A 5,427-nucleotide genomic window follows, 5' to 3' on the forward strand; every position below is an offset into this window, starting at 1 on the left:
CGAGTAAATGATAAAGATTCCATCCTGTTCTTTATCAATCAACCCAGCAGTTGTGAGTGTTTTGAGATGATATGATAATTTTGAGTCTGCAATATCAATCACCTCTTTGATCACACACACACAGAGCGGCTGGACATTCAGGAGATAGAGAATCTGGAGACGGGTAGTATCAGCAAGAGAAGTAAAGACGGTCTTCTTCCTGAACAACTCTTCATCAGGGGGAAGATACTGTCTGAGACCGTCAACACCACCGATTTCACATAGACTCTCTTCTATTGGTTCAGGCAAACTCATATCATCACTCCTCAAAAAATATCTCATAAAATTTTAGAATATCCTGGATTACTGTATACTCTCATATCAAGAGTTAAAATCTGTGTCGATCCAGGCCTCTTCTATTCCTGACAAAAAATTCAGGATTTTATCCCTGTAACCAGGAAAAAGGTCAACGAACTAAAAAACTGCATATGATGATCAGCCTGTACCAGGGCTTCCTCCCACTGTGTTACCGCTTCCTGTGAGACAATCCCTTCCTGAACGGCATGAGTGAATGTGGTATCCAGATCGAAGATTTTTCTGGCTATTGTAAGATCTGTGATGATCAGGGTTTTTGGCTCAACGCAGATCTCAGTGAGACCGGCATTACCATACGCTGCATAGACAGAACGGCCTACCCATCCAGATGGAATACTATCACACCAGAAGTTAAGAATACTCCTGCTAACCTCGCGTTCTGAAGGCCACAGAGAGAATGTACCCCAGTCAGGTTCAAAAATGACCACAGTTCCAGAAGGTTTGGTAACCCGGGTGATCTCCTTGATCACCGCAAATGGATCTCTGGTATGCTGGATCACCCGGTCAGCTCGCACGCCATTGAATGTATCATCTGGAAAAGCGAGATGGTGACCGTCGCAAAGCATAAATTCAGGGGAGGATACTGAGTTTTTTGCATTATCTCGTGCAGCATCCAGCATGGTAGCACTGATATCAATTCCTACCGTGTTCCCTGATGCTCCGACGATCCCGGCTAGGTTTTTTGTATCAACTCCGTTACCACACCCGATCTCTAGAACCGAATCACCTGGTGTAAGAGCCAGTCTTTCATAACTGAGAGTTTTACACTCCTGGAAAAATGGGAGTGAATGTACCAGATCTAAATATTGTACAAATGAATGGGCGTCACCGGTTGTATCAACCCGTGCAAACCCTGAAGCGAATGAGTCCATTTTTTTCACGACGCTGAATGTATACATGTGATTTTTGACTATTTCTCTTTCATGGAAGAACGACGATGCTAGATCTTGAAAAAGAGGGGTGTTCTCAGTTCATCAGGATCGGATCTTCTCAGCAAACCGGTCAATCTCATCGAACCGGACCGGGGTTTTTACGTCCCTGACGATTCCGAGATCGGTTGCAATCACGGTTTTTTCATACGCAATACTGGCTTTTTCCAACTCTTTGCACGCACATCGGCCATCACATCCGACAATTGCCCATATCGTATCTTCAGGTGATACCGTCCGTACCCGCTTCCCCTTCTCCACCTTCATCCATCTGAACGATCCCGGAGCCCTGCGGACAAGCTGCATCGCTGCCTGGGTTGTCAGTTGCCCAACATTACAGACACCTGAACAGGTCGCGAGAATGATTGCACCGGATTTCGCTCCGGTACCCTGGTGTTGGTCAGACATTACAGTCATGATTTATACTCCTCTTTCCTCTCACAAACCATTCCCATACATCCACAGCATCCGTTCATACCGCCCATTCTCCGCCTGAATACTCGCATCATGAGGAAACATACGCCCATCATGATAACCATGAACATGATCATGGCAATAATTCCAAACAGCGAAAACGCGATTCCAAAAAATTCAGACATATCACACACATCGTCAGGGATAGAGAATAACCCCAAAGACGGACTTCAGATTTTCATGAAGCACCGGGATACAAATCGGGTAAAAAAACTGGAATATCTATTTTTAAATAGCCACAGATCAATTCAATAATTGTTGAAATAGTTCCTCCACTTGATCAGAATCTAATCAACGATGAATGAACATCCTGGTGATAAGAAGATGAACAAAGATATCCCCTGTTGTCAGGCTGATGCAGTCCGAAAAACTCGGATGGTCTCAGTGAATGGCATTCAGACCGGAATCACAATGTTGGATGAGATTGTTACCGAAGTGAAAGAGTTGAATCTCTCATCCGATCAGCAGATCAAAGAGAATCTTCTCCGGAGAGTGAAGGTGTATAATTACATCCCAAAACCAGTCGAAGAAGCATATCTAACATCGATTTTCACGATTTATCAAAAAGGATCGCAGGAATAAAAATTTCATAAGAGGAAATCATGGTCTTTGAATTAGTACAGTCTGCTGCAGACTGGATTGTGTATACTCTCCTTGGGCTGAGCCCAGACAGTCCTGCAGGTAGTTCCTTAAACTTCTTCATCTATGATACGGTGAAGATCTTCATACTGCTTCTCGTTATCGTGTATGTTGTCACCTTTCTCAGGTCTTTCTTCTCTCCCGAAAAGACACGGGCCTGGCTAGCCGAGAGGAAAGGTTCTACTTTTATCGGGCATATCCTCGCAGCCCTGCTTGGGATAATAACACCGTTCTGTTCCTGTTCTGCAGTTCCGTTGTTTATCGGGTTTGTTGAAGCTGGCATACCGCTCGGTGTCACATTCACTTACTTGATTGCAGCTCCAATGGTGAATGAAGTCGCCCTGGTAATGCTGTATGGGCTGTTCGGTTGGCAGATAGCAGCCATATATATCGTGTCAGGTGAAGTGATCGCTATTGTTGCCGGTCTCATCATCGGAAGGTTCAAACTCGAACGGTTTGTTGAGGATTATGTCTACCAGGTCAAGGTAAGGGATACCAGGATCTCTATGCATAACCCGACGTATTCTGAACGACTCCAGGAATCCTGGTTAGATACTGTCGAGATTATCAAAAAGATCTGGCTGTATGTCGTAATCGGTATTGGTATTGGTGCCCTGATGCACGGCTGGATCCCTGCCAATGCTCTTGCCGCCTATGCTGGGAAAGATAACCCGTTTGCAGTGATTGTAGCAGTTATCATCGGGATTCCTCTCTACAGTAACGCAGCCGGAGTTATGCCCTTGGTATCTGAACTGACGAGAGCCGGGGTTGCGATGGGAACTGCTCTCGCTTTCATGATGGCGGTCACTGCTCTTTCCATCCCTGAAATGATCTTACTCAGAAAGGTGCTCAAACCCCGCCTTCTTGCGGTGTTCATCAGTGTCGTTGGTGTCGGAATCATCTGTACCGGATACCTCTTCAACTGGTTAATGGGCTGATGGACGTGAATTAACTGTCCGAAAGATGAATATCTCATTAGAATCCTATAATTCAAATTAAGGTGAAATATGAAGATCGAAGTTCTTGGAAGTGGATGTACTAAATGCAAACGTATGTTCGACAATGTAGCCGATGCTGTAAAAAAAGCCGGTGTTCAGGCTGAAATTGTGAAGGTTGACGAATTGAACGAGATCGTCAGTCGTGGCGTTCTGATGACCCCTTCCCTGTTTGTAGACGGTGAAGAGGTTGTGGCCGGCCGGGTTCCGACCGTGAATGAGATCATCGAGATACTCAAGGGGGCATAATGGCAGAGCAGGGACCCTGCAGTTGTGGCGGCGGGGATAAATCACGGATCATCTTCCCCTGTTGTGGACAGGCGAATACCGGTCAGATCTCGAATGCCGCTGCCATCCAGCTTGATGAAGAAACGTATGGTGGATATGCCTGCACAGCTCTGCTTGCATCATCTGAAGCCCTTGCAAAACGTGCCAACGAGGTCGATGAAGTTGTTGCGATCGACGGGTGCGGGATGCATTGTGCAAAGAAGATCGCAGAGAATGCCGGTGTTCCGGTTCACCAGCACCTGGTGATCACCGATCTCGGTATTGAAAAGAAGAGTGGTGACCGGTCATTCACCCCAGACCAGGTCGAGGCGATTGCCTCAGCTGCATGGAAAGGTGAAGGAGAACTCCAGGAATCAGGGAAAGGAAAGAAACCCTCCGACGGATCTGGAGGGTGCGGTTGCAGCGGGAAGTGCTGCTAATCTCATTTTTTTATGTATGATGATGACGGGATAACCCTGATTACCTGTTCAGGGATATCCAACACGGGAAAACTGACTACCAAGACCGGAGAAATGCTATTGCAGCGATGCCCAGGCATGATCGAACACTGCATCTCTTGCAGGACTGATCCTGACCGGCTGCAAATTGCCCTTTCCCAGGCAGAAACCATCGTCGTGCTCGACGGATGCTCTGACTGGTGCGGGAGAAAGAAGGTGCAGGAGCAAGGGTTTAATCCTGACCTTCACCTGATCGCCACAGAATGCGGGATTGTCAAAAATGGGATGGAAGAACCCCGGTTTGATGAGATAGAGCATCTCACCGTCGTTATCAGAGATAAACTCCGATAATCGTAGGTTGATTTCTCATGTACCGCCACAAGTGAGGAAAGAGAAGCGTTCCACGTTTTTTGAAAATCAGTATCAATCCGTAAAATATTCAGATAGATTCTGACCTCCCGTTATCCCAGGATTTCGGTATGATAGTGATACCATCTTTTTTTCCTGGTTCGGTAGGTGAATGTACCACGAGTCTGTCAGATCCTGAATGGGCATACAACCGGACAGTAAACGTTACCAGAAAATATGAGGCTATATCCTGATAATAAATTAAAATTAAGGAGAAATACCCTCAATGTTTAAAAAAAGGGATGACAGGTATTCGTACGGTTTGAATGAAAATTAACTGGTGACCTCATCACAGGAAACATACCTTCCTGAACCTATTACATACGAGATCCCATCACTCCCGTTAACCAGTTGATAGTAACTCATCTTCTGATACAGTCCCAGTGAGTCAGGGTTCGAATAGACATAGGACACCCATCCGGTTCCATTCCGGACTGCTCCATCTACCATATCATCACGGAACGCCTTCCCGGTCACATCAGTCATCCCGGAGAGATTTTTCCCAGTATTTGCAGAATTTACCGCATTCGCCATAAGCGTTATGTTTTTGTCAAATACAAACACGTAAAGTTCAGGGTCTGTTGGATCCCGGTATGGAGTTTTCCCTGCATTGATATCAGCAATCGTTTCGGGTGCATTCGATGAGAGTGCAATTGCAGTCTTGTTGACAAGATCAATCACCTTCTCTTTACCTGTGGAGTTAAATGAACATTGAACACCGATATACCGGGAGATAATTCGTTCATACTCAGTCACACCTGCTTCTGATCGATCACGTTTGAGTGACTGTATCGTTGTATTTACCTCCTGAACAAAGGCAGGAGATATCTCTCGATTGAATGCGTAATAAACCCGGCTTGATCCAAGTTCTTTTCCAATACCAAACGTTTTTGGATCGGTTGC

Annotated in this window: 10 protein-coding genes; 5 read left to right on the top strand and 5 right to left on the bottom strand. The window is 45.8% G+C overall.

From position 1 onward, the window contains the following. The 4 genes from LUQ50_RS04280 to LUQ50_RS04295 form a co-directional block, all read right to left on the bottom strand. A partial coding sequence (locus LUQ50_RS04280) for a helix-turn-helix transcriptional regulator (protein ID WP_300036683.1) occupies positions 1-294 on the bottom strand: 294 nt, incomplete at its 3' end. Between the two features lie 119 nt (positions 295-413). Beyond that, a complete protein-coding gene (locus LUQ50_RS04285; RefSeq protein ID WP_300036686.1) occupies positions 414-1,226 on the bottom strand; it encodes a methyltransferase domain-containing protein in 813 nt (270 codons plus the stop codon). Positions 1,227-1,328: 102 nt separating this feature from the next. Further along, complete coding sequence (locus LUQ50_RS04290) at positions 1,329-1,700, bottom strand: putative zinc-binding protein (RefSeq protein WP_300036689.1); 372 nt, start codon at positions 1,698-1,700, stop codon at positions 1,329-1,331. Next, the gene (locus tag LUQ50_RS04295; RefSeq protein WP_300036692.1) at positions 1,697-1,882 is read right to left on the bottom strand and encodes a hypothetical protein; all 186 of its coding nucleotides are present in this window, start codon (positions 1,880-1,882) and stop codon (positions 1,697-1,699) included. Before LUQ50_RS04295 ends, LUQ50_RS04290 begins: the two co-directional genes overlap by 4 nt. Before the next feature lie 199 nt (positions 1,883-2,081). Between LUQ50_RS04295 and LUQ50_RS04300 the strand changes: the two genes are divergently transcribed. The 5 genes from LUQ50_RS04300 to LUQ50_RS04320 all read left to right on the top strand — a co-directional run bounded on the left by LUQ50_RS04300 (position 2,082) and on the right by LUQ50_RS04320 (position 4,467). Further along, positions 2,082-2,339, top strand: coding sequence for a hypothetical protein (locus LUQ50_RS04300; RefSeq protein WP_300036695.1), 258 nt, complete (start codon positions 2,082-2,084; stop codon positions 2,337-2,339). A gap of 20 nt (positions 2,340-2,359) precedes the next feature. Next, a complete protein-coding gene (locus tag LUQ50_RS04305) occupies positions 2,360-3,334 on the top strand; it encodes a permease (RefSeq protein ID WP_300036698.1) in 975 nt (324 codons plus the stop codon). Positions 3,335-3,403: 69 nt separating this feature from the next. Continuing rightward, positions 3,404-3,640, top strand: a complete 237-nt coding sequence (locus LUQ50_RS04310; RefSeq protein ID WP_300036701.1) for a thioredoxin family protein — start codon at positions 3,404-3,406, stop codon at positions 3,638-3,640. Beyond that, positions 3,640-4,098 carry a putative zinc-binding protein gene (locus tag LUQ50_RS04315; protein ID WP_300036706.1) on the top strand — a complete coding sequence of 153 codons (459 nt, stop codon included), beginning with the start codon at positions 3,640-3,642 and terminating at the stop codon, positions 4,096-4,098. The genes LUQ50_RS04310 and LUQ50_RS04315 overlap by 1 nt, the downstream gene beginning before the upstream one ends. A 12-nt stretch (positions 4,099-4,110) precedes the next feature. Beyond that, positions 4,111-4,467, top strand: coding sequence for a putative zinc-binding protein (locus LUQ50_RS04320; protein ID WP_300036709.1), 357 nt, complete (start codon positions 4,111-4,113; stop codon positions 4,465-4,467). Between the two features lie 330 nt (positions 4,468-4,797). On the opposite strand, the gene LUQ50_RS04325 is transcribed toward LUQ50_RS04320, so the two are convergent. After that, a partial coding sequence (locus LUQ50_RS04325; protein WP_300036712.1) for a cache domain-containing protein occupies positions 4,798-5,427 on the bottom strand: 630 nt, incomplete at its 5' end.

It is taken from the genome of Methanospirillum sp. (assembly GCF_028679455.1).
Classification (GTDB): domain Archaea; phylum Halobacteriota; class Methanomicrobia; order Methanomicrobiales; family Methanospirillaceae; genus Methanospirillum.

What these genes read in the sequence shown, in the direction of transcription:
- LUQ50_RS04285 (WP_300036686.1), bottom strand. Translation starts at nt 1,226, where the DNA reads ATGGACTCATTCGCTTCAGGGTTTGCACGGGTTGATACAACCGGTGAC.
- LUQ50_RS04290 (WP_300036689.1), bottom strand. Translation starts at nt 1,700, where the DNA reads ATGACTGTAATGTCTGACCAACACCAGGGTACCGGAGCGAAATCCGGT.
- LUQ50_RS04295 (WP_300036692.1), bottom strand. Translation starts at nt 1,882, where the DNA reads ATGTCTGAATTTTTTGGAATCGCGTTTTCGCTGTTTGGAATTATTGCC.
- LUQ50_RS04300 (WP_300036695.1), top strand. Translation starts at nt 2,082, where the DNA reads ATGAACAAAGATATCCCCTGTTGTCAGGCTGATGCAGTCCGAAAAACT.
- LUQ50_RS04305 (WP_300036698.1), top strand. Translation starts at nt 2,360, where the DNA reads ATGGTCTTTGAATTAGTACAGTCTGCTGCAGACTGGATTGTGTATACT.
- LUQ50_RS04310 (WP_300036701.1), top strand. Translation starts at nt 3,404, where the DNA reads ATGAAGATCGAAGTTCTTGGAAGTGGATGTACTAAATGCAAACGTATG.
- LUQ50_RS04315 (WP_300036706.1), top strand. Translation starts at nt 3,640, where the DNA reads ATGGCAGAGCAGGGACCCTGCAGTTGTGGCGGCGGGGATAAATCACGG.
- LUQ50_RS04320 (WP_300036709.1), top strand. Translation starts at nt 4,111, where the DNA reads ATGTATGATGATGACGGGATAACCCTGATTACCTGTTCAGGGATATCC.